This is a genomic window from Stenotrophomonas sp. PAMC25021, from assembly GCF_004795795.1.
In the GTDB taxonomy this organism is placed as follows: Bacteria; Pseudomonadota; Gammaproteobacteria; order Xanthomonadales; family Xanthomonadaceae; genus Stenotrophomonas; species Stenotrophomonas muris.
This window is the reverse complement of sequence record NZ_CP039255.1, coordinates 2,931,072-2,954,822: the sequence shown is the minus strand read 5'-3', so window position 1 is coordinate 2,954,822 and position 23,751 is coordinate 2,931,072. Positions and strand designations below refer to the sequence as shown.

The 23,751-nt window shown below is 65.5% G+C and carries 22 protein-coding genes; 8 read left to right on the top strand and 14 right to left on the bottom strand.

The genetic code is table 11. The features are described 5' to 3' along the window. Window positions 1–4: 4 nt before the first annotated feature. The 3 genes from E5790_RS13795 to E5790_RS13785 form a co-directional block, all read right to left on the bottom strand. A complete protein-coding gene (locus tag E5790_RS13795; RefSeq protein ID WP_136191768.1) occupies window positions 5–5,239 on the bottom strand; it encodes an RHS repeat domain-containing protein in 5,235 nt (1,744 codons plus the stop codon). 183 nt (window positions 5,240–5,422) lie between these two features. Continuing rightward, entirely contained in the window at window positions 5,423–5,929 is a 507-nt protein-coding gene (locus E5790_RS13790) for a DUF2867 domain-containing protein (protein ID WP_041863783.1), read from the bottom strand. Continuing rightward, window positions 5,926–6,588 carry a serine/threonine-protein kinase gene (locus E5790_RS13785; protein ID WP_014648307.1) on the bottom strand — a complete coding sequence of 221 codons (663 nt, stop codon included), beginning with the start codon at window positions 6,586–6,588 and terminating at the stop codon, window positions 5,926–5,928. The genes E5790_RS13790 and E5790_RS13785 overlap by 4 nt, the downstream gene beginning before the upstream one ends. A gap of 85 nt (window positions 6,589–6,673) precedes the next feature. Here E5790_RS13785 and E5790_RS13780 point away from each other — a divergent pair, with 85 nt between their 5' ends. Then, a complete protein-coding gene (locus E5790_RS13780) occupies window positions 6,674–8,671 on the top strand; it encodes a bifunctional DedA family/phosphatase PAP2 family protein (RefSeq protein WP_046432354.1) in 1,998 nt (665 codons plus the stop codon). A 185-nt stretch (window positions 8,672–8,856) separates the two neighbouring features. Here E5790_RS13780 and E5790_RS13775 read toward each other — a convergent pair whose 3' ends face one another. The 3 genes from E5790_RS13775 to E5790_RS13765 all read right to left on the bottom strand — a co-directional run bounded on the left by E5790_RS13775 (window position 8,857) and on the right by E5790_RS13765 (window position 11,691). Then, complete coding sequence (locus E5790_RS13775) at window positions 8,857–9,435, bottom strand: LON peptidase substrate-binding domain-containing protein (protein ID WP_111206094.1); 579 nt, start codon at window positions 9,433–9,435, stop codon at window positions 8,857–8,859. Further along, window positions 9,432–10,796, bottom strand: a complete 1,365-nt coding sequence (mpl, locus tag E5790_RS13770) for a UDP-N-acetylmuramate:L-alanyl-gamma-D-glutamyl-meso-diaminopimelate ligase (protein ID WP_049440504.1) — start codon at window positions 10,794–10,796, stop codon at window positions 9,432–9,434. Before mpl ends, E5790_RS13775 begins: the two co-directional genes overlap by 4 nt. 331 nt (window positions 10,797–11,127) lie before the next feature. Further along, complete coding sequence (locus E5790_RS13765; RefSeq protein WP_032956019.1) at window positions 11,128–11,691, bottom strand: adenylate kinase; 564 nt, start codon at window positions 11,689–11,691, stop codon at window positions 11,128–11,130. A gap of 136 nt (window positions 11,692–11,827) precedes the next feature. Here E5790_RS13765 and E5790_RS13760 point away from each other — a divergent pair, with 136 nt between their 5' ends. From E5790_RS13760 to E5790_RS13750, 3 genes are all read left to right on the top strand, one after another. Further along, a complete protein-coding gene (locus tag E5790_RS13760; RefSeq protein ID WP_014648312.1) occupies window positions 11,828–13,084 on the top strand; it encodes a 6-phosphofructokinase in 1,257 nt (418 codons plus the stop codon). Between the two features lie 165 nt (window positions 13,085–13,249). Next, window positions 13,250–14,044, top strand: coding sequence for a hypothetical protein (locus tag E5790_RS13755; RefSeq protein WP_046432358.1), 795 nt, complete (start codon window positions 13,250–13,252; stop codon window positions 14,042–14,044). A 120-nt stretch (window positions 14,045–14,164) separates the two neighbouring features. Further along, window positions 14,165–14,554 carry a DUF488 family protein gene (locus E5790_RS13750; protein ID WP_014648313.1) on the top strand — a complete coding sequence of 130 codons (390 nt, stop codon included), beginning with the start codon at window positions 14,165–14,167 and terminating at the stop codon, window positions 14,552–14,554. Window positions 14,555–14,628: 74 nt separating this feature from the next. On the opposite strand, the gene E5790_RS13745 is transcribed toward E5790_RS13750, so the two are convergent. Then, on the bottom strand, window positions 14,629–15,132 hold the full coding sequence (locus E5790_RS13745) for a hypothetical protein (protein WP_111206095.1): 504 nt from the start codon (window positions 15,130–15,132) through the stop codon (window positions 14,629–14,631). A 355-nt stretch (window positions 15,133–15,487) separates the two neighbouring features. On the opposite strand from E5790_RS13745, the gene E5790_RS13740 reads away from it, so the two are divergent. Further along, a complete protein-coding gene (locus E5790_RS13740; protein ID WP_111206096.1) occupies window positions 15,488–17,515 on the top strand; it encodes a sodium-translocating pyrophosphatase in 2,028 nt (675 codons plus the stop codon). 21 nt (window positions 17,516–17,536) lie between these two features. Here E5790_RS13740 and E5790_RS13735 read toward each other — a convergent pair whose 3' ends face one another. From E5790_RS13735 to E5790_RS13725, 3 genes are all read right to left on the bottom strand, one after another. After that, on the bottom strand, window positions 17,537–18,028 hold the full coding sequence (locus E5790_RS13735) for a hypothetical protein (protein WP_136191767.1): 492 nt from the start codon (window positions 18,026–18,028) through the stop codon (window positions 17,537–17,539). Beyond that, window positions 18,025–18,510, bottom strand: coding sequence for a hypothetical protein (locus tag E5790_RS13730; RefSeq protein ID WP_136191766.1), 486 nt, complete (start codon window positions 18,508–18,510; stop codon window positions 18,025–18,027). Before E5790_RS13730 ends, E5790_RS13735 begins: the two co-directional genes overlap by 4 nt. A gap of 162 nt (window positions 18,511–18,672) precedes the next feature. After that, on the bottom strand, window positions 18,673–19,260 hold the full coding sequence (locus tag E5790_RS13725) for a biliverdin-producing heme oxygenase (protein ID WP_111206098.1): 588 nt from the start codon (window positions 19,258–19,260) through the stop codon (window positions 18,673–18,675). Between the two features lie 108 nt (window positions 19,261–19,368). Between E5790_RS13725 and E5790_RS13720 the strand changes: the two genes are divergently transcribed. Then, the gene (locus tag E5790_RS13720; protein WP_049440608.1) at window positions 19,369–19,626 is read left to right on the top strand and encodes a DUF2789 domain-containing protein; all 258 of its coding nucleotides are present in this window, start codon (window positions 19,369–19,371) and stop codon (window positions 19,624–19,626) included. A 294-nt stretch (window positions 19,627–19,920) separates the two neighbouring features. On the opposite strand, the gene E5790_RS13715 is transcribed toward E5790_RS13720, so the two are convergent. The 3 genes from E5790_RS13715 to E5790_RS13705 are packed head-to-tail and all read right to left on the bottom strand — an operon-like array spanning window position 19,921 to window position 21,388. Next, the gene (locus tag E5790_RS13715) at window positions 19,921–20,400 is read right to left on the bottom strand and encodes a hypothetical protein (protein ID WP_049440576.1); all 480 of its coding nucleotides are present in this window, start codon (window positions 20,398–20,400) and stop codon (window positions 19,921–19,923) included. Next, window positions 20,397–20,888 carry a hypothetical protein gene (locus E5790_RS13710; RefSeq protein WP_049440578.1) on the bottom strand — a complete coding sequence of 164 codons (492 nt, stop codon included), beginning with the start codon at window positions 20,886–20,888 and terminating at the stop codon, window positions 20,397–20,399. Before E5790_RS13710 ends, E5790_RS13715 begins: the two co-directional genes overlap by 4 nt. Continuing rightward, the gene (locus tag E5790_RS13705; RefSeq protein WP_049440579.1) at window positions 20,885–21,388 is read right to left on the bottom strand and encodes a hypothetical protein; all 504 of its coding nucleotides are present in this window, start codon (window positions 21,386–21,388) and stop codon (window positions 20,885–20,887) included. Before E5790_RS13705 ends, E5790_RS13710 begins: the two co-directional genes overlap by 4 nt. A 186-nt stretch (window positions 21,389–21,574) precedes the next feature. Between E5790_RS13705 and ppa the strand changes: the two genes are divergently transcribed. Both ppa and E5790_RS13695 read left to right on the top strand, forming a co-directional pair. Beyond that, complete coding sequence (gene ppa / locus E5790_RS13700; RefSeq protein ID WP_005410935.1) at window positions 21,575–22,111, top strand: inorganic diphosphatase; 537 nt, start codon at window positions 21,575–21,577, stop codon at window positions 22,109–22,111. 152 nt (window positions 22,112–22,263) lie between these two features. Then, window positions 22,264–23,385 (top strand): HDOD domain-containing protein, encoded by a 1,122-nt coding sequence (locus tag E5790_RS13695; protein WP_014038392.1) that lies wholly within the window; start codon window positions 22,264–22,266, stop codon window positions 23,383–23,385. 59 nt (window positions 23,386–23,444) lie between these two features. Here the strand turns inward: E5790_RS13695 and E5790_RS13690 are convergent, their stop codons facing one another. Next, complete coding sequence (locus E5790_RS13690; RefSeq protein ID WP_014648325.1) at window positions 23,445–23,654, bottom strand: hypothetical protein; 210 nt, start codon at window positions 23,652–23,654, stop codon at window positions 23,445–23,447. Window positions 23,655–23,751 lie beyond the last annotated feature (97 nt).

Genomic DNA, 23,751 nt, shown 5'->3' with positions numbered 1-23,751 from the left:
CAGGTCACCGAGGGTTGGTCAGGTCGCCGTAATCCACAACGCTCTGCGGATACGGGTTGGACCAGGCTGAACAACCGCTGGCATTGCAGGCGCGCACAATCTGTACTTCCGCGCAGTAGACCGCGCCCTGAGCTTCGATTGAGCTCTCCGGACCGGAATACTCGAGCCGTCCGCCGTAGGCCATCATCTCGTAGTTGGTTGCACCCGGCATGCTGGTCCACTTCACCTCGCAGGAGATTTTGGTGGCGCGCCCTTCCTTCCATTGCGACTTGATGGAATGAATGAACTGCGGCGTACCCGGGGGCGGATTGGAAGCGACGACCACCGTGTTGGAGAAGTCACTGCAGCCAGAGATGTTGCATGCCCTTACGCGATAGGCGTAGTTGCCGAACACCAGACCATTGCGCTGCGACTGGGTCGAACCGTCGTTCTGGACCGCCGTCCAGGTTCCGCCATTGACACTCTCATCCAGCAGGTAGCTGGCCGCCATGGCAACGCCCGTCCAATTCAACGTGACACTGCCCGACGAGGTTCCTGCGGGCGCACTCAGGCTGGGCGGTGCCGGTGGCCGGATCACTGAAACAACACTCGTCGCCGAGTACACGCCCCACCCCGCATCGTTGCCGGCCCGGACGCGGTAGGCATAGTTGCCGGTCCCCTTGCCACCGAATGCCTGACTGGTGCTGGCCAGTGAGGCAACCTGTGCCCATGCACCATTGTTGAAGCTCTCCTCCAGTGCATAGCGCAATGCGCCGTCGACGCTGCTCCACGCAATCGTATAGTTGCCATCGAGACTCTGCCCCGGCACGTTGAGCGAAGGTGCCGCTGCAGGCGGATAGATCACCTGGGTCCGGGCAACATCTGATTCAGGACCACAGCCCGCTGGGTTACAGCCAAAGACCCGGTACCCATACGTCCCGGCCGGCTTGCCGGAGACCGCGAGACTGCGCGCCGCGCTCTCCTGCACCGTCTGCCAGGCGCCCGCTCCCACCTGCTCCTGCAGGCGATAGGTTGCCGCGCCCGCCGCTTCCGTCCAAGTAATGCTGTAGCTGCCATTGAATGCCGTTGCGGGCGCGCTTACAGCAGCCTTTGCCGCAGGAGGACGCTGCACCACGACACTGGCCGTCGCCGACCAGCCACTGCAGCTGTCCTGTTGGCAAGCGCGGACAGCATAGCCAAACGTTCCTTCCGCCTTCGCGGACGTGTTCCAGCTACGTTCGGCGCCGTTGTAGATCGTGGCCCAAGCTCCGCCAGCTGCCTGCTCTCGCAGTTCATAACGGCTGGCGTAAGACACCGCCGTCCACTGCAGTGCATAGGCACCGTTGTTGCTGAACGCGGGCGCGGTCAGGACCGGCGTAACCGGCGCGACGACCTGGATGGCCTGCGCCACCAGGCTGCCATTGAGGTGGATGTACTCGGTATTGCGGCCCTCCCGGGCATTTTCCTGCCGGCGCAGCACACCGTCGTTGCCGTACAGCGATCGAATGGTGGCACCGTCATTGGCGCCCGCCGACAGGATGCGCCGGCCATGTGCGTCGTATCGGTATCGCTCCGCGCTGGCCACACTGCGCAGGCGATTGCCGAAGTCGAAGCTGTAGCCGACGCCGTTGCGGCTGGAGAGGTTGCCCTGTGCGTCGTAGCTCAAGCCCAGAGTGGTGGCGCCTCCACTGTTCTGTACGTTGGTAAGCCGGTTATGGGTGTCGTACCAATAGACGTGATCCTTGACACCGGTCAGCGCGGCCGAACGCAGGTTGTCCACAGCATCGTAGGTGTAGCGGTACACGCCATCTCCGCCAAACGAAGGCGAGGTGGCCTGAATCAGACGATCCAGTCCGTCGTAGGCCATGGTGCGCGTGCGCTGCCCGTCCAGATTGTCGACGATACGCGCGACGTTGCCATTGGCGTCGTACTCATAGGTCGTGTCCAGCGCTCCGGCACTGTCGACCACCCGGGTAGGCAACTGGCGCTGGTTCTGCGCCATCGTGTGCACGATGCCATTGCCATAGGTGAATTGCTTCATGCCCCCATTGGCGTAGTAAGTCACCCCTGAGGCGTAGCCTCCCGCCTTGGTCGGCTGGCCCAGCGCGTTGGGCGCATAGTCAACGAAGCGCCCACTCGGATAGGTCAGGCCTGAAAGTGCGCCATTGGCGTTGTAGGCATATCCCAGCGACTGGATGCCGAGGGTACTGTCACTGGAGGTTTCGGCCGTCAACAACCCACGCTTGTTGTAGGTATAGGTGTTGATCGCCTGCGTCGTCCCCGCATCGTTTGCCGTGGTCACCGTGGCCGGCTTGCCGTCCCTTGTATACGTCCAGCCCTGGTTGCCATTCCCATCCGGGAACGCAAGTGTCGACAGCCGATTGCGCGCATCGTAGCCACGAACGATCCTGCGGGCCGCAACCGGTCCAGCATCAGCGTCGCATGCCGTGGTGCTGGAAAGGTCCAGGCCAGCTGCGCTCCAGGCAAGATTGCCCGCTGCGTCGTAACCCATCAGCGTTGCGCCGGTCTCCGGCTCCACACTCTTGCAGAGCTGCTGATGACCGTCATACACATAATTGCGGGCAATCCGGGCGCTGCCGTCCTGGTTGCGGCGCACGATCGAGCGCGGCTTGCCGAAGATGTCGCGATCGATATCGGTGAACGCGCCCGCCGGGTGAATGATCGACACCGGGGATTCCGTCGACGGCGCACCGAACGCCTGGAAAGTGGTCAGCGTCGTATTGCCCTTGGGGTCGACCACTTTCAAGCCGCCACCCGCCAGATAACTGGTCAGCGATGTCAGCAGACCGGCCTCGCTGTCGACGGACACCGAGGTCTGTCGCCCCAGCGCGTCGTAGCCGGTCCATGTACCTGTACTCAGCACAGCAGACTCGCCAGGGTGCGAGGCGAACACCTGCCGACCCGCTTCGTCGTAGGCAAACCTCTGGTAGCGCTGGGTCACGCCACGCGAGGACTCGTCATATTCCTCAGTCAGCAGCGGACGCCAGAAGGCATCGAAATAGACGTTGCGCCGCGCGTTTCCGGTTGCGACGGTCTGCCGCCAATGACCCGCTCCGATACCGTACTCGTCGCCGTTGATGGCGGTGAAACTCTGTGTCGTACGTGCCCAAGCCACACTGTCGCCCGCCGGCCAGTCGATGGTGGCCATGCGTCCCATTGCGTCATAGCCGTACTGGGTGGTTGCACCGTTCTCATCGGTAACGCTGCTGACCCAGCCATTGTCGTCCACCACCGCCGACTGCACAGCGCCGTCGGCAAACTGGATCTGCTGTGGCGTGCCGCGCTTCCAGCCGGAAAGCGTAGTGCGATTGCCACGACCGTCATCCACCATGGCCACGGTTCCGTCAGGGTTGTAGCCCAGTACCTGCTTCAACAACCCGTACGAACGCACTTCCGTGGGGCGCATCAGGCCATCGAACGTCGTCTGCTCGACCACCACGCCGGTATTCTCGTTGGTGACCTTCGCGGTCGCGCCCAGAATCCATCTACTTCGGTCGTCCGCATACTGAGTGGCATCGGTGCGGCTGCCCAAAGGACTGGCGCTATTGACACGCAACGGGCGAGCCAGATCATCGAACAACAATATGCTGGTCTGGTAGGTCACGCCATCCTGCTGGATGGCCTCGGCCACGACCGGCCGCACCTGAGCTGTGCTCGGCTCGTCGCCACTGTAGATCATCCCGTGAAGCGGGGCGAATGGCTGTGATTTCACTTCGTCTTCGGTCATGTAGACCGAGGTGCTGCTCTTGACCACATTCCCGGCCGCGTCAATGACGCTGCTACCCAGCAGCCGCCCTTCATTCAGCGCGTACTGCGAGCCATAGCGGTAGGCCGTGCGGGTTCCGTCGGGATTTGAGATCGTGACCTGCTTTTCCTTCTTGCAGGTCGTGCAGGGGTAGATGGCTGCACCGCCCACGCCGCCCCAGAGCGGCTCGTAGCCGCTGCCATAGTCATAGCTCCACTGCAGCACCTTCGGCAGGCCCGGTCCCCAGATCTTCTTGGCTCTCAGCGAGACTACGTCGTAGAAAAACGGGGTGACGATTTCGTAGTAGTACGCCGACTGTGCGATCCGGCGGATGCACTCGCTGGCATGGACGCCACTGCGGTACTGGCGACCATTCGAAAACTGGAACTCACCCATCGCACCGGACGGATGCTTGATGGTCATGACCAGCGTACCGTCACGCTCCGGCGGCTGCTCCTGACAGGTCTCGTTGCTGTTGCCGTCCCAGTTCACCTTCTCCCAGGCGCGCAGCGCGCTGGAGTAGGCGTAGGACCAAGTGCTTCCATCGGGCTGGGTAACTGCGGTGAGGCGGTTCTGGCCTTCGACCTGACCGTAGCCATAGTTCCAGGTACGGCCCGCGGCAGTCACCGACACCAGAAGCGTGCCGTTGTAGGCCAGCGTGATCTCGCGGCCATCGCTGGACCAGATCCGGGTCGGGTGACCGTTGCCGTTGTACTCGTACTGTACCCAGTTGCCCGACCGGTCCTCTACACGGCTGGCCATGAGGTAGATGCGCGTGCGAGCGATCTTGGTCCTGTCTCCTTCGCCGCCCGAGCGCTCCAGCGTGCCGCCAAAGCGCGTGAACGCGGTATCGAAGAAGTACGACTCGCCCGAGGTGGTCCTGACCCGATAGCCCTCGCCAGCCAGACCCGACTTCATTGGAATACAGTCGATGGCATCGCGATGCGAGGTGCTCCACTTGCGTGCAACGCCGTCTGTCGGCATCGGCGTGTTGTTCCAGGCCCCCAACATGGTGCGATCACCACCACCCGGGACATGGATCATGTTGCCCTGCCAGACTTCGTTGAGCCGGAAGGAAATGGGCCACTGAGGCACCATGTCGCCACTGCAACGATTGTTCAGCCAGGCGCTCGCGCCGGGGAACATGCCGGTGATGTACGGCGTGTCGACCTCCCAGCCGCCCACACCATCGAGACTGGCGTTGAAGCTGCCACTCCCGACCAGGTCCATCTCGACACTGAACCGGCGCCGCATCTGCACCGGCAGGGCGTTGTTGCCTGGCAGGCTGACGTCGGTGACGGCAAACTCAGTCTTGCCGTTGTAGAGGCTGACGCTCTCGCCGAAAAGATCATCCTTCAGCGCCGTCAGGTTCTGGGCGGACTCAATGAGCTTGCGGTATTCCTGGTAGGGCTCGACTGCCGAGACCGAACCTGCGACCACGCACAGCGTCAGTGCCGTAGCAACACGGCACTGCCAAGCAGCAACTCGCTTCACAATTTTCCCCTCGCGTCCGCATGCGTAGCCGCGCCAGGACGGCGCGACGTTGCTTCCATGCGACTCTCTCGTTCCTGATTCTAGGCGAGCGCTGCGAACAGATGGAAGGGGTCGTCAACGGCAATCATCTGGCACTTGCACGCGGCCATTGAATTGCTTAATGCACCCACGCATGGCGTGGATCTACCGGTACGCCTGCACCTGCTTCCTCAGCAGATGCGGCACGATCAGCCGATGCACGGGTGCAACCGGCAGCATGTACACGCGCCCGAACGCGTTGTGCGTATGGACCACCGTCGCCACTTCCAGCACATCGCCCTGCCACTGCAGGGCCAGCTGCACACGCAGGTGGCGGTCGTCGTCTTCCAGCACGATGGCATCGTCATCCAGCGACTGCAGGGTGAAGATGCCCAGCCGTTGCCCCGGACGCGGCTGCGCGATGTCCTGTACCGCACGCAACGAGCCCAGGTGCTTCATGCCGAGCAGGCGCATGCCGCGATTGCGCAGTGCCATCAGCCCATCGAACCAGCCGGGAATGGTCGCCGCCATGTCGCGATAGGCCTGCAAGGCCGAGCGCCCATCACGACGGGTCGTCGCCTGGCAGGCGTGCACGAAGTCGGCGCCAGCCAGCTGTGGGCGCAGGATGCTGCCTGCACTCGGCGGGCCGGTCACCACCTGCGTACGGCTCACGGCTTCGGCCCCTGCCCCTCGTTGTCTTCCCAATGCAGGATGCGGCGGGTGACGAAGCGGTAGACCGGCTTGCCGGTGGCGAACCACAGCTCGCGCACCCAGGAGGTGCGCTTGAGCACCCGCTTTTCCACCGGGGTGAGCGACTCGCGGCAGTACATGCGCTTGTGCTTGAGCAGGTGGCGCAGGTCCTCACGGGCCAGCAGGCGCATCCAGCGCGAGCGCGGGTTGCCGATCACCGCCAGCTGGAAGTCGATCAGCGCCGGGCGGCCATCGTCGGTGACCAGCCAGTTGGCTTCCTTGGCCAGATCGTTGTGGGCCACGCCATTGCGATGCAGCTGCTGCAGCAGGCGACGCGCGGCGCGGAACCAGGCCAGGTCACCGCGAGGCGGACGCTGGTACATGGCGTCGCCGGCCATGAAGCTGCGGTCGAGATGACGTCCATCCCACGCCAGCAGCTGCGGCACATCGGCCATGCCGTGGATGTGGCGCAGTGCGCGTGCTTCACGGCGGGCCAGCCACCAGGCCGGCAGCCGCAACCACAGTGGTGTGGCGCCCAGATCACGGCGTACAAAGGAGCCGGCCGGCCCTTCCACAAGGAGGATGCGACCGAAGCTGTCGGCCTTCAGGGCGTGCGAGGGCGTGTCTGACGAATGCGGCATGTGCCCATTCTAGGCGATGGCGCCCGTTGCAAACGGTCACCAAGCGGCTGGGAACCAGTCACCTTCACGCCCCTATAATCGGGCAATGGACTCTTCATGGATCGACGCCACCCTCGCGTGGATTGCCGCTCACCCCGTGCTGGCGGGTGCCGTTATCTTCCTCATCGCCTTCTGCGATGCGGTGATCATTCTCGGCGCCATCGTGCCGGCCCTGCCGCTGCTGTTCGCGGTGGGCGTGTTCATCGGGCTGGGCCAGATCTCCGGGCCGTATGCGGTGGCGGCAGCCGCACTGGGCGCATTCGCCGGTGATGGCATCAGTTACTGGATCGGGCGCCGCTGGGGTGACCGCCTGCGTGGCGTGTGGCCCTTCAGCCGTTACCCGCAGCTGCTCGACCGCGGCGAAAACCTGTTCCGCCGCAATGCTTTCAAGAGCATCCTGGTAGCACGCTACGTGGGCGCGATCCGGCCGTTCGTGCCGGCCATCGCCGGCATGATGAAAATGCCGGCCAGCCGCTACATGCAGGCCAGTGGCATCGCCAGCATTTCGTGGGCGGTGCTGTTCCTGGCACCGGGCTGGGTGCTCGGCGAGGCCTACGACGCGGTGGCCGCCGTCGCAGGGCGCCTGGTGGTGGTGGTCGGCCTGCTGGCAGTGATCCTCGGCCTGGTCTGGGCCATCGTGCTGTACGGCTACCGCTGGTCGGCCGCGCGCATGGACAACTGGCTGGCGCGGCTGCTGGACTGGTCCAACCGGCACCCGACGCTGGGCCGCTACACCGTCGGTGTGCTGGACCCGAAGCGCCGCGAGTCGGTGCCGCTGGCGATGCTGGCGCTGATGCTGCTGGTGCTGGGCTGGGGCTGGTTCGCGCTGCTGACCGTGGTGGTCGCCCATGGCGAGCCGCTGGCGATCGACCTGCTGGTGCACCAGGCCATGCTGGCGCTGCGCAATCCGCTGGCCGATTACCCGATGGCCGCGCTGGCATCGCTGGGCGCCTGGCAGGTGTTGTTGCCGGCCACCGCTGCAGCGATGGGCTACCTGATCTGGCGCCGCCGCTGGATGGCAGCCGCGCACTGGCTGGCCGCGCTTGCCTTCGGCCTGGCGTTGACCATGCTGCTCGGCGCAACGGTGGATGTGGTGCGACCGGTCGATGCCAGCAGTGGCTTTGGCTTCCCGTCGGTGTCGGTGACCATGGCCACCATCACCTTCGGCTTCTTCGCGGTGCTGATCGCCCGCGAGATGCCTGGCCGCACCCGTGTCTGGCCGTACCTGGTGTCGGGCATCGTGGTCAGCCTGATCGGCTTCTCGCGCCTGTACCTGGGCGCGCACTGGCTGAGCGATGTGATCGGCGGCATGCTGTTCGGTACGTTCTGGCTGCTGGTGCTGGGCATCGCCTACCGCCGCCGCTTCAACCGCTCGTTCTGGGTGAAGCCGGTGGCGTGGCTGTTCTACGGTGTCTTCGCCGTGGCGGCGATGTGGTACGCGCCGCGCCACATTCCGGTGAAGCTGGAACGCTTCGAGCCGACCCTGCCGGCGGCGCAGGCGATGGACATGCAGGCCTGGTGGCAGCACGACTGGGCGACACTGCCGGCGCGCCGCAACGAGTTCGACGACGACCAGCGCTGGCCGCTGGACGTGCAGGTGGCGGGCCCGCTGGCCCCGCTGCAGGCGCAGCTGGAAGCACGCGGCTGGAAGCGGCAGGAACAGGCCGGCTGGCAGGAGGCGCTGCTGATGCTGGACAAGAACACGGGTGCCGACGAACTGCCGGTGCTGCCAGCCACGCTGGACACGCGCGTGGAAGCGCTGTTGATGGTGCGCCCGGGTACACACCGCGATGAGCGCTACGTACTGCGCCTGTGGCCAGCCCCTGCGCAGTTGCAACCGGGCAATACGCCGCTATGGCTGGGCAGTGCGCAGACCCTGCGCTACGAGCGTCATTTCGAGTGGATCGGCATGTGGCACCCGCTGCGTGGCGTCGACCCGGCGCTCAACGCAGTGAAGGACGCCGTGCAGGACCTGCCGCAGCGCGAGGATGTGCACAGCGAAACCGGGTTGCCGGTGCTGCGGTTGAAGACCACGGCGCCCTGACCGGCACCGGTGCGCGATCACCCACTGTAGAGCCGAGCCCATGCTCGGCTGCTCTTCGCGGGAACCATCAAGCCGAGCATAGGCTCGGCTCTACAGTAGATCAGTAGATCCACGCCGTGCGTGGATGGCATTCCACGCATGCCCCAGCGTGTGCACCAAGGTGCACACCCACCCAAGGCAGGCTGCTACGGCATCCAGCCCAGCAACTGCTGCAATCGCTGGTGCGGGTCGTCCATCTGCAGCAGCTGCAGGCGCTGCTGCTCGCTCAGCAGCAACAGCTCGGCCAGCCGCCAGCCGACCCAGCTGGCCTGGTCCAGCAACGCCGGGTTGGACGGCGCATAAGCCTCGCCGGCCTGTTCGATGATGTGCCCCAGCACCGTGGCCAGCAGCGCGTGCTGTGGTCGCAGTTCGTCGTCCGGGTCTTCCTCGCACCAGCGCACGTCGGCCACCACCAGGCCGTTGTCGCGCACGCGGGTACGCTCCACATGGAAACGGCGGGTGCCGCGCAGGCGAAGCTGCAGCACGCCATCGGCACCGACATCGAAGTCTTCGATGCGCACCTGCACACCGTAGGCCGCCGGCGTCGCCGGTGCGCCGACTTCCTCGCCATCGAGGATCAGGCAGACACCGAACCCCTCACCACTGCGGCCGCTGTCGCGGACCAGGTCCAGATAGCGGCGCTCGAAAACACGCAGGCCCACCGCCGCACCCGGCACCAGCGTGGTGTGCAGCGGAAACAGCGGCAGCGGGCTGTCGACGCTCATCGGGCCTGCAACGCGGCGAGGAAGCGGCGCGGGGCGCCGTCGAAGCCACCGTTGGACATGAACACCACGTGGTCGCCACTGCGCACGCTGGACTGCAGCTGCGCCAGCAATGCGTCGGTATCCGGCACCGCGTGGGCGTCACCACGTACCGCAGCGATCACCGCAGCGGCATCCCAGGCCAGTTCCGGGCGATGCAGGAACACCACTTCATCAGCCAGCGCCAGCGACGGTGCCAGTGCCTGCGCATGTGCGCCCAACCGCATCGAGTTGCTGCGCGGTTCCATCGCAACCACGATGCGCGCATCGCCGACCCTGGCACGCAGGCCCTCCAGCGTGGTGGCGATCGCGGTGGGGTGATGGGCGAAATCGTCGTAGACGGTGATGCCGCCATGGCTGCCGATCACTTCCATGCGGCGCTTGACGCTGCGGAAGCGCGCCAGCGCCGGGATCACCGTGGCCGGCGCCACGCCCACTGCATGCGCAGCGGCCAGCGCGGCCAGCCCGTTGAGCACGTTGTGGCGGCCCAGCAGCGACCACTGCACGTCGCCCAGCGCCTGCCCACGATGGTGCACGCGGAACGCGCTGCCATCGGCGGCCAGCAGCTCGGCATGCCACTCCAGCGACGGATCGAAACCAAACCGCTCGACCGGAGTCCAGCAGCCCATCGCCAGCACTTCGGCCAGGTGCTGATCCTCGCCGTTGACGATCAGCCGCCCACGTGCGGGCACGGTACGCACTAGGTGGTGGAACTGGCGCTGGATCGCCGCCACGTCCGGGAAGATGTCGGCGTGGTCGTATTCAAGATTGTTGAGGATGGCCACCAGCGGCCGGTAGTGCACGAACTTGCTGCGCTTGTCGAAGAAGGCCGTGTCGTACTCATCGGCTTCGACCACGAACTCGCGGCCCTGGCCCAGGCGCGCGGAGACTCCGAAATCCTCGGCGACGCCGCCGATCAGGAAGCCGGGCGAGCGCCCTGCACTTTCCAGCAGCCAGGTGAGGATGGTGGTGGTGGTGGTCTTGCCATGGGTACCGGCCACGGCCAGCGTGTCGCGGCCCGGCAGCACCTGCTCGGACAGCCACTGCGCGCCGGATATATAGCGCTGGCCGGCATCGAGCACGGCTTCCACGGCGGCATTGCCGCGCGACAGCGCGTTGCCGATCACCACCTCGTCGGTGCCGGCCGGCACACTGTCGGCACGGTAGCCCTGGTCCAGGGTGATGCCCAGCTGTTCGAGCTGGGTCGACATCGGCGGGTAGATGGCCTGGTCGCTGCCGCTGACGGAATGCCCGAGTTCCCGCGCCAGGGCGGCCACGCCGCCCATGAAGGTGCCGGCAATTGCAAGGATATGTACGCTGCTCATGACCGAGGATTGTGACCGATGACGGCTGTATAGGGCCAATGTCCGCTATCGGGTAAGACAACCCCTACACGGGATGTGAGAAAACTCCAATCAGCTGTCAGGGAATTCCCGATAGCGATGTTCTGTGAACCCGGACACAATTCGAACTGCCAGCCGCAGTACCCGAACCGGTCCTACTCCCCAAGAGGCCATCCCCAAGGGAGCTCATGCTGCGGGGCCCTGAGCAAGCCCTTCGCTGGCGCCTGTCAAACGACACAGGCCTGATCCTCGCGGACCAGGCCTGTGTTTTTTTGCGCCCGGGGAGCCGGCAATTCGCGCCGGCCCGGCCGGATCAGGCCTTGATCGCCGCCAGGATGCGGGCTTCGATCTCGTCCAGCTCACCGACGCCATCGACGCGGGCCAGGGTGCCACGGCCGGCGTAGAAATCGACCACCGGGGCGGTCTGCTCGTTGTAGACCTGCAGGCGCTGGCGCACCGCTTCCGGATTGTCATCGGCGCGGCCCTGCTCCTTGGCACGACCGGCGATGCGATCCACCAGCAGCTCGGTGGCCACGTCCAGCTGCACCACGGCGTCCAGCGGCTGGCCGATCTTGGCCAGCAGGCCGTCCATCGCATTGGCCTGGGCCACGTTGCGCGGGTAGCCATCGAGGATGAAGCCCTTGGCGACATCAGCCTGGGTCAGGCGCGACTCCAGCATGCCCAGCAGGATGTCGTCCGACACCAGGTTGCCGGCATCCATCACCGTCTTGGCCTGCTTGCCCAGCTCGGTGCCGGCGGCGATTTCCGCGCGCAGCATGTCACCGGTCGAAATGTGGGCGATGCCCAGCTTTTCCTTCAGGCGCGTCGCCTGTGTCCCCTTGCCCGAACCGGGCGGTCCCAACAGAACCAATCGCATTGACCTGACTCCAACGTGTTGAAAACAAAGAAGGTTCGCGTCCCGGACGGTCCGGTATCGCTGCACCGCAATAGCGCCACTTTACCGCATCCGGGTAATGTCCCTGCAATGTCCCCTCCCCCGAGCAGGTAGAAGCATGCGCAACGGTACTCTCCTTTATGCCCAGTCCGGCGGTGTCACCGCCGTCATCAACGCCACGGCGGCGGCGGTGATCGAGCAGGCGCGGGCCAAGGGCATCAAGGTCCTGGCCGCCCGCAACGGCATCCTCGGCGCCCTGCGCGAGGAGCTGATCGACACCAGCAAGGAGAGTGCCGCGGCCATCCGCGCGCTGGCCCATACCCCGGGCGGTGCCTTCGGCTCGTGCCGGGTCAAGCTGAAATCACTGGACGCCGACCGTGCCCGCTACGACCGCCTGCTGGAGGTGCTGCGCGCGCACGACGTGCGCTGGTTCCTCTACAACGGCGGCAACGACTCGGCCGATACCGCGCTGAAGGTCTCGCAGCTGGCCAAGGCCTCCGGCTACGACCTGACCTGCATTGGCGTGCCCAAGACCATCGACAACGATCTGGCGGTGACCGACACCTGCCCCGGCTTCGGCTCGGCGGCCAAGTACACCGCCGTCTCGGTGCGCGAGGCGGCGCTGGACGTTGCGGCGATGGCCGAGACCTCCACCCGCGTCTTCATCTACGAGGCGATGGGCCGCCACGCCGGCTGGCTGGCCGCGGCCGCCGGCCTGGCTGGCAACGGTGATGACGAAGCACCGCACATCATCCTGCTGCCCGAGCGCGCCTACGACGAGGCCGCATTCCTGGCCAAGGTGAAGGCCGTGGTCGAGCGCGTCGGCTACTGCGTGGTGGTGGCGTCGGAAGGTATCGCGACCGCAGATGGCCGCTTCGTCGCCGACGCAGGCGGCGGCAAGGACTCGTTCGGTCACTCGCAGCTGGGCGGCGTGGCCGCGCACCTTGCTGCACGGGTCAAGGACCAGCTGGGCCTGAAGGTGCACTGGGCGCTGCCCGACTACCTGCAGCGCTCGGCCCGCCACCTGGCCAGCAGGACCGACTGGGAGCAGGCACAGGCGGTCGGCAAGGCCGCCGTGCAGCTGGCACTGAAGGGCCAGAACGGCGTGATGCCGGTGATCGTGCGCAGCAGCGATGCGCCCTATCGCTGGAAGATCGAAGCAGCCCCGCTGTCGAAGATCGCCAACCACGAGAAGAAGATGCCAGCCGGCTTCATCCGCCGCGATGGCTTCGGCATCACCGCCAAGGCGCGCGCCTACCTGTCGCCGCTGATCAAGGGCGAAGCGCCGCTTCCCTATGGCACCGACGGCCTGCCGAAGTACGTGACACTGAAGAACGTGGCGGTGAAGCAGAAGCTGCCGGCCTTCGAGGGCTGAAGTGTGCCTGCGTCCTGTGCGGCGCACAGGGCGCATTGCGGCGGCCGCCGAAGCGCCCCACAATCGGGCTCCGGCCCGGGGCAAAGGGGCCGCTGCAAGCCAGATTCGACGCTGCCCGGCCCTCAAGGCCCGGGCCCGTGCTGCCATTCCACAAGGACTGTAACCATGAAGCACCCGATCCTGATCGCCGCGCTGCTGTGCGGTGCTGCCGCGCCGGCCTTCGCTGCGACCTGCGAAAGCAACTTCCAGAAGAAGGGCAATCCCTTCGTCGGCACTACCTTCACTTCATCGGTCACCCATCCGGACCTGACCGTGGCCAGCGCCATTGGCCAGATGCGGGTGATCGCCAAGAACGCCAACATGGACGTCCTCAGCGAGGACGTGGAAGGCGGCTCGATGCTGATCGAAGAGCCGGAATCCATGGCCCACAAGCCGATTCCGATGATCATCAGTGCCACCTCCGAAGGCGGCCAGGGCACCGTCGGCATGGTGGTGAAGGTCAACAAGGGCGCCATCGCCCCGGCCGACGGCGTGCGCGAAGAAATGTGCAAGCTGCTCAACCAGATCAAGCCAGGCAAGGCGGGCGAACAGGCGGCCAAGGCCACTCCGCAGGCCTCGGTGGTGACCATTGCCGCCGACCGCTTCGGCTTCCAGCTGCGCAACCAGAACAAGGACAACCCGGCCGCGGTCGAGCCGCGCTACAAGGGCAAGACCTACGCCATCACCGGTCGCATCACCACCGTGCTGCGCAGTGGCGGCACCTACAACACCAGCTTCGACCTGCCCAGCGATGGCAGCATCGATTTTGAGCGTGTGGCCATTTCCTGCTCGTTCGCAGCCAACCAGGCCGCGTATGCGCTGGCCCTGCGCCCGCGCGAGAAAGTAACGCTGACCGGCGTGGTCGACAGCTACGACCAGATCGGTCGGGTGTTGTGGCTGAAGGACTGCCGCGGCAACTGACCGCTGCCGGCATGGGAAAAGGCCCGGGTGCGCAGGCGCCCGGGCCTTTTCGTTTCCCCAGCGGTTCACGCCTGGCGCACGTGCATCGCAGGATGATGGACGCCCCGCCTGGAGGTCATCATGGCACTGCGTGTTGTTCGTCTCGGCAGCCCGCGCCAACCCGGTGAGGGCCTGCGCATCGGCACCGTGCGGCGACCACCGCGCGGCGTGCCCCGCAGCGAATTCGCGAAACGGGACTGGTACGACGTCTGGTTCCCGACTCTGTCACCCAGCGCGGAGCTGGTGAAACAGGCCCATGAGGCGAAGACCGCCGCCGACTGGACTGCGTTCTTCCGCCACTACAAGGCCGAGATGAAAGCGCCCGATGCCGCGCACGCGCTGGACCTGCTGGCCGCGATGTCGCAGCACAGCGACCTCAGCGTGGGCTGCTACTGCGAGGACGAAGCGCATTGCCATCGCAGGGCGTTGCGCGAGCTGCTGGTGGCGCGCGGGGCGACGCTGGCGGAGTGAGATCAGCCGGATGCCGGCCAGCGGCCGGCACTACCACCCGTGGACGACTGCGTGGGCGCAGCGCACGCATCATCTCAATTGCAGGCCCTGCCTTCCATCTGCAGCTGCGCGGCGAACATCGTCACCTGCGGAATCTGGCCGGCTGCCGCCTGCTTCTTGGCCTCTTCCAGATAGATGCGCGACTGGCCCTGCCCATCCAGCTCGACCTTGTTGCTCGACGGCAGGCGCCACACCCGCACCACCGCCTGCTGCGCCGGGCATGCCGCGTTGGGCACGCGGATCACATCGTTGAGCTTCCAGCCCTTGTCGGCACTCGGCTGTGCCTTGGTGTAGTCGACGAAGCGCGCACGTGGCTGGCACTGCTCGCTGGTACGCACGGCGGAGAAGCGGTACGGGGCGGCGGCATCGCCAGTGAACGCACCTTCCAGGCGTGCGCAGGCCTCGGGAATCTGCCGCAGCGTATGCACCGCGCCCACCGCCTGGGGTGCGCCAACGGCACGCTGCAGCTCCGGGGTTTCCGCAGCGAGTGCCGGCACGGCCGGGGCCAGGGCGGCGAGCATCAACAGGGACAGGCGCATGGGGGATCTCCATCGGGACTCCGCGCAGGCTTGCAGAGGCTGGCTTAACGGGGTGCAAAGGCCGGTGGCTCGCAAATCATGCCCTTGCCTGGCGGCGGGTCCGCGCGCATGTCGACGCGTTCATTGGCAGGGCGCCCACGGGTCATGCGGCGCGGCTCCCACGGGCCAGTCGAGCATGGCTCGACTCTACAAACAGCGGCACGCATACTGCGGGCACCAGGGAATGCTGAACACCGCCATACGTCGGACGACCACCAAGGTCGGTACGGGTTGGTTCCAGGCTGCAGCCCGTCGTCCCCCTCGTGGTGCCGTTCATCGCCACTGGATGCCTACATCCATTCTGCGGAGGGGTCTAATGCTGGAACGTCACGGGCTGTCACTGGCGCTGGGCTGCGCCATTCTCGCGATCCTGTTCGGAATCGTCTCGGCGCGCTGGATCCTGCGCCAACCCACCGGCAATGAGCGCATGGTTGCGATCGCCACCGCGATCCAGGAAGGTGCGCGTGCCTACCTCAACCGTCAGTACCTGACCATCGGCATCGCCGGCATGGTGCTGTTCGTGCTGGTCGGGGTGTTCCTCAGCTGGTACACCGCGATTGGTTTCGCGGTCGGTGCGGTGCTGTCCGGCGCCGCCGGCTACATCGGCATGAACGTGTCGGTGCGCGCCAACGTGCGCACCGCGGAGGCGGCGCGCCAGGGCATCAGCGCGGCGATGGACGTCGCCTTCCGCGGCGGCGCGATCACCGGCATGCTGGTGGTCGGGCTGGGCCTGCTGGGCGTGGCAGGCTACTACGCACTGCTGCTGCGCATGGGCCTGCCGATGGAGCAGGCGCTGCACGCGCTGGTCGGGCTGGCGTTCGGTTCGTCGCTGATCTCGATCTTCGCGCGGTTGGGCGGCGGCATCTTCACCAAAGGAGCCGACGTCGGCGCCGACCTGGTCGGCAAGGTCGAAGCCGGTATTCCCGAAGATGATCCGCGCAACCCGGCGGTGATCGCCGACAACGTCGGTGACAACGTCGGTGACTGCGCCGGCATGGCCGCCGACCTGTTCGAGACCTACGCGGTGACCGTGATCGCCACCATGCTGCTGGGCAGCCTGATGCTGGCCGAGGCCGGCGCCAACGCGGTGCTCTACCCGCTGGTGCTGGGCGGCGTATCGATCATCGCCTCGATCATCGGTGCGCTGTTCGTCAAGGTGAAGCCGGGCGGCTCGATCATGGGTGCGCTGTACAAGGGCGTGATCGTCTCCGGCGTGCTGGCGGCGATTGCGTTCTATCCGATCACCACCGGGCTGATGTCCGACAACGTGCATGGGCCGATGGCGCTGTATGGCTGCGCGTTGATCGGGTTGGTGCTGACCGGGCTGATCGTGTGGATCACCGAGTACTACACCGGCACCCAGTACAAGCCGGTGCAGCACGTGGCGCAGGCCTCGACCACCGGCCATGGCACCAACATCATCGCCGGCCTAGGCATTTCGATGAAGTCCACCGCGCTGCCGGTGGTGGCGGTGTGTGCGGCGATCTGGGGAGCCTTCGCGCTGGGCGGCCTGTACGGCATCGCCATCGCCGCTACTGCGATGCTGTCGATGGCCGGCATGATCGTCGCCCTCGATGCCTACGGCCCGATCACCGACAACGCCGGTGGCATCGCCGAAATGGCCGAGCTGCCCTCGGAGATCCGCGACATCACCGATCCGCTGGATGCAGTGGGCAACACCACCAAGGCAGTGACCAAGGGCTACGCGATCGGATCGGCGGCGCTGGCCGCACTGGTGCTGTTCGCCGACTACACCCACAACCTGCAGGCGGCCAATCCCGGCCAGGAGTTCCGCTTCGATCTCAGCGACCACACGGTGATCATCGGCCTGCTGATCGGCGGCCTGATTCCCTACCTGTTCGGTGCGATGGCGATGGAAGCGGTCGGCCGCGCCGCCGGTGCGGTGGTGGAGGAAGTGCGCCGCCAGTTCCGCGAGATCCCCGGCATCATGCAGGGCACCGGCAAGCCCCAGTACGACAAGGCGGTGGACATGCTGACCCGCTCGGCGATCCGCGAAATGATCGTGCCGTCATTGCTGCCGGTGGCGGTGCCGGTGGTGGTCGGCTTGCTGCTGGGGCCACGCGCGCTGGGCGGCCTGCTGATCGGCACCATCGTGACCGGCCTGTTCGTGGCCATTTCGATGACCACCGGCGGCGGTGCCTGGGACAACGCCAAGAAGTACATCGAGGACGGCCACTTCGGCGGCAAGGGCAGCGAGGCGCACAAGGCCGCGGTGACCGGCGATACCGTCGGTGACCCGTACAAGGACACCGCCGGCCCGGCGATCAATCCGCTGATCAAGATCATCAACATCGTGGCGCTGCTGCTGGTGCCGCTGTTGTGAATTTCGCAGGACTGACGACCTTCAATGGTCGTCAGTCCTGGCGCTCAGACAATCGGAAATGCTGGAGTAGACACTCGTCCCTGCGCCCGGCAGCGGATCATCAAAGGGATCTTTGGTGGCTGCCGTCGCCAGCAGGATCGCAAGCGGCGTATCTGCAGCCAGGGGAATTTCACAAACCGCTGTCCGGATCTCGTACTCCCCTCTTCCTGTCCCGGGATGGATGCTCCGAGCACTTCCCGCGATGGCCCAATGGCAGCTCTTCAAAATTCCATCGTCTGCACGCACTGCGCAACTCAGATGCACAGGAAGATAGTTGTTGTAGCCGGTATCGCAGATCGCGTCCATGCACGCGATCGTGAACCCCTCGCGCCACTTCGCTTCCAGGGCTTCAAATGCAGCGCGTCCGGCACCCTGCGTGGGGTAGTCCCGTGCGTCCACATAGATAGGCTTCGCCTGCACCATTGAGGCCAGCATCAATCCGCCCACAAGAACCACCCAGTATGCGCGCGTCATGCGAAGCGCCCCGGCAGGCATTCCCTGCTCAGACTCAGCAGGGAACGATTGATTCCCGGCAGCGGAACGTTCAGCGGATCAGTATCCAACAGCGCGCTTGCCAACTCCAACGCCCCCAGGTTCTCGGGCAGGGGCAATTCACATCCGGATGTCGTGGTCGTCCCATGCACCACGCCGCTCTGCGGATCCAACTCAAGATGCATGGCTACGAACACCCAATGACACGCGCCGATGAGGCCGCTTCGCGTATCCGCAGAGCACTCGAAATGAAGTGGGCGGTACTGCCCCAACCAGTTCACACAAGCGCTCTGTTCGCACTGTCTGATCAGATCGGAGCGGATTTTCCATGCAGATTCGTGAAAATACGAAGTCTGTTTCGAGTAGGCGCCCAGATCGACATACCCGTGCTCTGAAGCCGTTGCTCCAACGACGAAAGACATGCTCGCAATGCCCGAAATCAACGCGACGATGACCGCTCGCATCTCAAGCTCCAACGATGGATGGGATTCCAGTCTGCGCGCTCGACGCCAACCCGTGCAGCAAGGAACTCCAGAACTCCCTGTCAGGGTTTACCGCATTGAAGCAGACTCATCAGGCAGACTGGAGCCATATCCAGACAGCCCTCCGTACGCAGCAGCAGAGCTTCAGGCGAATTCCAGCTTGACGTAGCCTTGCACGCTGCGGAACGCGGCATCAGCTGCGTCGACCACCTGCTGTTCCTGTTCGGCGTTCAGCGTCACCGCGTCCAGCACGGCGGTGAACTTGCGCCATTGGCCTGCCGCTCCATCGGGGTGCGCGGCCAAGTGGCGGGCGCCGAAGCCACGATCGAGACCGAGCGTGGCGGCCATCTTGTAAAGAACGGCTCCGCCCAGTTTGGAACCTTCGGCCACGTACAACCAGCCCAGGAGGGCCGGCAGCGCCAGATCGCACGGCAATGGCACCCTGTCTACCTCCGGTAGCCTCTGCTCCAGGTCCTGCAGATCACGCGCGATCTGCGCCAGACGACGACGCTCGTCCAGGTCGGGCAGCAGCGCGACCACTGCAGGATGGGCGTACAGCCCATCGATGCTGTGATGAAAGCGGTACTGCACGCGCAGGAAACGGGAAAAATTGCTGCGACTGGCGAAGATGTCGCCGGCCATGATGTGCTTGTCCAGCGCGCCGTGGCTGTCACGGGTGGCGGCCTTGAGCCGAAGGCTGCGGCTCTCTTCAGGAGCAGGGGGTACGTTCACGGGGAAAATGCCAGGAGATGGTGGTGCTATGGACGTTCGCCACAGGGCTTACCCCAAGGCTGTGAACACCGATAATGGACCATCCCTTCTCCCAGCAGGAAACCGATGATGATCACCACCGAACCGCGCATGACAAACCTGTTCCTGCAGCTGGGCCTGGATGCCAGTGCCGAGGGCATCGCCGGCTTCATTCGTGGGCACCAGTTGCCCGCAGGCGTGGAGGTGGCCGAGGCACCGTACTGGAATGACGCCCAGCGCCAGTTCCTGTCTGAATCGCTGCAGGCCGATGCGGCGTGGACCACCGTGGTGGATGAGCTGAACGAATCCCTGCACGAAGATGCGGTGAAGGCGGCAACCGGTCGATGATTGCCGGGTCATGTGTCGCCAGGTTCGACCTGGCGCTACCGGGTGTCCGGGAGATGCAGATCACGACCTGAACTTCCAGGGGGTCCTTCTCGCGGTCGATCAATAGTGCCGATCACAGCCCACCGCACCCTGCGGTCCGGTGGGATTCCATGCAGCCCCCAGTGCTCCGGGCAATGCCGTGGGCAAGCATCCGGCCCGCGTCGACCGACAGCGGGCCGGGAATCCCAGGCCCGCGCACGCCCTCCAATGCTGGTATGACCCGCTTGCAGTTGTGGACGAGGGCGAGGGCGATACTCAAATGCACTCGCGTAACCCCTCATAGACAGTTGCCGAAGTGCCGGGCAGCGCAACGTTGATCGCATCGTGGGCGGGAGCGGCCTCGAGGGTGTGCAGGAATGCCGCCAGCGACGTGTCAGCAGCCAGTGGCAGCGGACAAGCAAAGCTGCGCACATCCACCTCTATGTGGCCGTCCCTGCGTACCGAGGTGTTGCTGCCGGCGAAGGTCCAGATGCAACCCGCCAGCAGTCCAGTATCCTGATTCACCGAGCAACGCAGGCGCATCGCCTGCAGGTTGTAGTACTCGCCTTCGCAGAAGGTATCTCCGCAGATATCGTCGAATCCGCGCACCAAGGCCCGCTCGATGGCCAGAAAGCGCTGCCAGCCTTCGGCCTGATTCGGATACAGCCGCGCGTCTACATAGGCGGGACCGGCGTGGGCGAGGCCCGTTGCCAGCAGAAGTCCGCAGATGACCCCCAACCGCAGCGCGCCCATCATGCTTCCCTCCCGTGGTGTCCTGGACGGCGCAGGCACTCGGGCAGCACATCGAAAAGACCGGTTCCAGTTCCCGGCAGGGGCCTGAAAATCCCTTCAGGCTGCTGCAGCGCAGCAAAGAAGGTGTCGACCGGGACGCCTGGCCGCAAACCCACTTGGCACACCCAGCGGCCGTTATCGACCCGCACCTGGCCGGTCTGCGGCACGATACCGAGCTCGCTGGCCACGATAACCCAGCTGCAGCCCTGTACGGTTCCGCGCGGCGCCAGTACCGAACAGCGAACCTCCAGCACCCGGTAGTTGCTGTACTCCCCTTCGCAGAACGTATCTGAACAGACGCGGTCGAAGCCCTGTACCAGGGCGCCCTGCAGCGCAAAGAAGCGATCCCAGCTGCCTTCACTGAGCGGGAAGTCGATCAGATCCACATGGGGCCCGTGCGCCAGCGCGGGCGAAGCGGCCGCCAGCAGAGTCGCCAACAGCAGACCATTCATGGCAGGCACTCCTGCAGCAGCTCGAACAGTGAGGACTGCTGGCCTGGCCATGGATTGAACAGTCTGCCGGAGCGGCCTGGCCTCACGTCCATATGATCGAACCAGGTCTGCACTCCCAAACCAGGCGGGAGCGGCAGCTCGCAGACCCAGCTCGACCGGGTTGCCGAGAGGTCTCCCGTCAGCGGATGCACGTCGTGCGAGCTGGCAGCAACGTAGAAGGCGCACTGGCTCACGGTGTCCGAGGCGATCTCGACAGCACACTGCAACCGCAGCGGCGCGTAGTTGTCGAACAGGCCCTGGCAGAAGAATTCGGGACAGAGCTCGCGGAACTCCTCCAGCAGTTCGCGCTCCAGATCGTAAAAGGGTGAATCCCCCGGTGCCAGCCCCGGCCACGGGCGTTCGCCCAGCGGGACAAATCGTGGGCCGGCGCCCGCTGGCGCCGCCGGCAGCAACAGACAAACCAGAAGGGAGGCAGAGCAGCACCAAGCTTTCCAGGTCATGACGGGACTCCTCGGGATGGGGTGCCAGCGTGCGCCCGCTACCTGTCCGGGCCTATCAGGCAAGGCCGGTGCGGTCCGTCAGGTCTGGCTGCGGCAGCGCGTCGGCCCCCCACCCCCTGCACAGCGCCCGGCAAAGGCATAAAATGGTGAGCTATCCGTCTATATCCCCCCCACCTGGAGCACACCATGGGTCTGGAACTCGTCTCGCCCGGCAAGAACCCGCCGGAAGAAATCAACGTCATCATCGAGATCCCGAAGGACTCGGAGCCGGTGAAGTACGAAGTGGACAAGGAAACCGGCGCGATCTTCGTCGACCGCATCCTCTCCACCCCGATGCGCTACCCGTGCAACTACGGCTACGTGCCGAGCACGCTGTGTGGCGACGGCGATCCGGCCGACGTGCTGGTGGTGCTGCCGCTGCCGCTGGTGCCGGGCTCGGTCGTGCGCTGCCGTCCGGTCGGCGTGCTGAAGATGAGCGATGAGGCGGGCAGCGACGAGAAGATCCTGGCCGTGCCGGTCTCGAAGATCTTCAGCGGCTACGCCCACGTCGAAGACATCGCCCAGGTCTCGAGCCACTGGCTGGAGCGCATCGGCCACTTCTTCGAGCACTACAAGGACCTGGAGAAGGGCAAGTGGGTCAAGCTGGACGGTTGGGGCGGCGCCGCTGAGGCCAAGCAGATCCTGATCGAGGCGCACCAGCGCCATCTCGACAGCAAGGCCTGAGCCTGAACCGGATCGCTCCGGCGGTACCCTGCCGGAGCGATGCGGGTCACGTTTCATGACGACGGCACATCACTCTTGCTGCCGTATTAGGTAAATTGCGTCACTTCACACGTCATCGACATCCATCGTCGAGACAGCCAGGGGAATGTGTCGTGCGTATTCTGCTTGTTGGGGATGCAGCCAGCCTGCCGGCCGAGCTGACCGAATTCATTGCCGATCTTGGGGAAGACTGGCAGCCGTTGACCGCCACCGATGGCCAGGCCGCGATGACCGCGGTGGCCACGCAGGGCGTGGACGCGGTGATCGTCTGCCCGCAATTGCCGGATCTCAATGCCACCACGCTGCTGGGGCAGATCCGGACCTTGCGCCCGGAGACCATCCGCATCGCGCTGGTCGATGCGCAGCATGGCAACCGGCCGCCGCCGGCGCGCCTCATTGGTGTCGCCCACCGCTTCCTGCCGCTGCCGCTGGCGCCGGAAGTGCTGCTGGAGGCACTGACCAGCCTGGAAGAACTGCGCGAAGTGCTGGACAGCCCGCGCCTGCGCGATGCCATCGGCCGTATCGAGAAACTGCCCTCGCCGCCGCACCTGTACCTGAGCCTGACCCAGGCCCTGGAACATGACGACGACGCCGACAGTGCCGATGTCGCCAAGCTGGTCGCCGCCGATCCGGCGATCGCCGCCAAGGTGCTGCAACTGTCGAACTCGGCCTTCTTCAGCCAGGGCCGCACCATTGCCGACCTGCGCACCGCCGTGACCCGGCTGGGCCTGGCCACGCTGCGTGACCTGGTGCTGGCCAGCGAAGTGTTCTCCGCACCGACGCTGTCGGCCGCCGAGCGCAACTCGCTGCAACAGCGCGCACTGCTGGCCTCGCGGCTCGCCGCACGCCTGCTGCCCGAATCCAGTGCCGAACTGGGAGCGACTGCCGCGCTGCTGGCCGACATCGGCCTGCTGCTGCCGGGTGTGCGCAACGAGCGCAGCGAGCCCTCGCTGGCCGGCGACACCCGCCCTGGCCACGCCGAGGCCGGCGCCTACCTGCTGGGCCTGTGGGGCTTGCCGATGCCGATCATCGAAGCGGTGGCCTTCCACCTGCAGCCGCAGCGCGCCAACACCCGCAGCTTCTGGGTGACCGGTGCGGTGCACGTGGCCCTGGCGCTGGTCAATGGCGATCCGGTGGACGAGGACTACCTGCAGCGCGCAGGCGTGCTGAACAAACTGCCGCAATGGCGCGAACACGCCAATGCGCTGATGGGACTGGTGCCCAGCGACGCCTGAGCGCGTTGCATGATGTCCGGATGACAGAGGGCGCACCCACAAGGTGCGCCCTTTCCATGTCAGCGGGTACCGCAGGCGTCCTGCACGCAGCGACGGTACTGCGACTCGCAGATGACCGGTGACTTGCCACTGGCCAGGCACTGCTGGCGGAACTCCTCACAGTAGAGCCCACCGCCGCAGACCCCGAGGCCCTGCGCGAACACTGCGCCCACCAGCGTTGCGTAGATCAATGCAGCGGCGGATGCCTGCCGCAGCAACGTGTTCTTCATATCCCTCTCCACATGCAAGCGTCCGGTAGTGGACCTCCTGACTGTGTTGATTACGACACGACGGGACCGTGACTGCGCTCACCTTCCAACAATTTCC